This window comes from uncultured Rothia sp. (genome assembly GCF_937976295.1).
GTDB lineage: Bacteria > Actinomycetota > Actinomycetes > Actinomycetales > Micrococcaceae > Rothia.
The window spans coordinates 1-1,810 of record NZ_CALJRY010000310.1; the positions used below are offsets into that span (position 1 = coordinate 1).

The window sequence follows — 1,810 nt, forward strand, 5'->3', positions numbered from 1 at the left end:
AAATACGCCATGAATATATAAAAGATAGGAAGAAAGATCTTATTTGTTTGTGAGGTCGCCAGCAGCCTCGCAAGCGAGTCTCATGGCTAAAATTCGAGCCTTGGTCTCGAATTTTACCTGTAATGAAAGCTAGGGGCTAGCTTTCATTACTTTCACTACAAAACGATTTTTCTTCCTATCTTTTATATTATATTTACATTTTTCTACTAAAAATTCTAAATACACAAAAAAGAGAATTTACAATAGTTGGTATTGTAATGGAAATATCAGAAAGTGTTAATCAACCTGGAGAAATAGCAGATACAGTAGTTACATGTTTAAGAAAAGAAGACATAAAAGATAACTTAGATTTATTTATTAGATTAAATAAAGAAGGATTAAAAAAGCCATATACAGCTATTGGTGATATGTTAGGGATAGATGGTAATTTATATAAAGAAGTTCAAGACGATTATACCGCTCCTCTCCTACTTGGATAACTGTGGTAATTCTAGAGCTAATACATGCCGACGGGCGCTGACCCCAGTGCTTCGGCAAGCGCTACCCCGAGTGCAGAAGCGACTACTGAGGCACCGAAGGCCCAGGATCCGGACCCGAAGGTTGAGGAGCCTAAGCCTGCCGATCCCAAGCCTGAGGACCCGAAGGAAGAAACTCCTAAGGACGAGGCCGCTAAGGACCAGATTGTTCTGCCCTACGCGTCCGAGTGGAAGTACATGGTCTCCAGCAAGGCTCCTAACCGTAAGTACGGTTGGAAGTACAACTTCCACTTCACCTTGGAAGATATCGCGCAGGAAGCATGGCAGACCGGCAAGACCCCGATTGGTGTCGGCTCCGGTAACCTCAACACCTCCGTTAAGGTTCCGCTTGTGCGTACCCAGCCCAATATCTACGCCTACACCACCATCCAGCTCACTCGTGAGCAGGCGAGCCGCGACCTGGTGCTGACCACCTACGCGGATGACGCTATTGCGGTGGGTGTCAACGGTGAAGAGGTTGGTCGTTCCAACTTCGACACCCGTGGAAAGCTGTGGAATAGCACGATTGCATCGAGCTCGATTGATACTGCTACGGCTCAGAAGACTCCGGTGACCTTTACCGTTCCTTCTTCCAAGCTGAAGGCTGGTGAGAACCTCATCGCTGTTGAGGTTCACCCGGGCATTAGCCGACGTAACGTTCGTCCGAATATAAGCTTCGATTTGCAGGCTACCTCCAAGGCGCCGGTTGCTGAGCAGCCCGCTGAGAAGGAAGCTGACAAGGAGGCGGAAGCTCCCGCCTCAAACGAGGCTGAGCAGCCCGTGGTTGAGAATGCGAATAACGTTGCCGCTGAGCAGGGTGAGCGACGCATCGTCAATAATGGAGTCGGAACCCGCGTTCCGCTGCAGTCTCGAAGGAACTAATACCTTCTAGATAATCTCAGCTAAATGGGGTTTGATTTTCTGAATGATTCAGGAAATCAAACCCCATTTGCGTGTTCTGCTCGCTTTTCTGTGTTTTTTTGCATCATTAATTCCGGTTATTTGCAGTTCTGTTATGTGCATCTCTGCACAATGTTCAGAAATGTTTTCTAAATCCAGAATTCACAGGAACAAAGCGTCGATAACCCCCGTCTAACACCGCACCGAACCTACCCGAAGGATCCCGCAAATCTGCACCAAAGCGCATTGTCAGAGGCTTTTTACGACACAATTGTTGACCCTGACCACACGCCCCCTATTGCACTTCATCTCGTTGTAAAATATCTATATAGTGGTGTACGTGAAAAAAGGGACCAACCACCTCTTTTTTCGCGTGCGAGACTTCCGGACTTTCT

The 1,810-nt window shown here is 47.1% G+C and carries 2 protein-coding genes; both read left to right on the top strand.

Annotation, left to right across the window (positions count from 1 at the left end; all coding sequences use genetic code 11):
* Window positions 1-257 precede the first annotated feature (257 nt).
* On the top strand, window positions 258-479 hold the full coding sequence (locus tag Q0216_RS08225) for a hypothetical protein (protein ID WP_298594441.1): 222 nt from the start codon (window positions 258-260) through the stop codon (window positions 477-479).
* Window positions 480-503: 24 nt separating this feature from the next.
* On the top strand, window positions 504-1,397 hold the full coding sequence (locus tag Q0216_RS08230; protein WP_298594443.1) for a hypothetical protein: 894 nt from the start codon (window positions 504-506) through the stop codon (window positions 1,395-1,397).
* The last annotated feature ends 413 nt before the right edge of the window (window positions 1,398-1,810 follow it).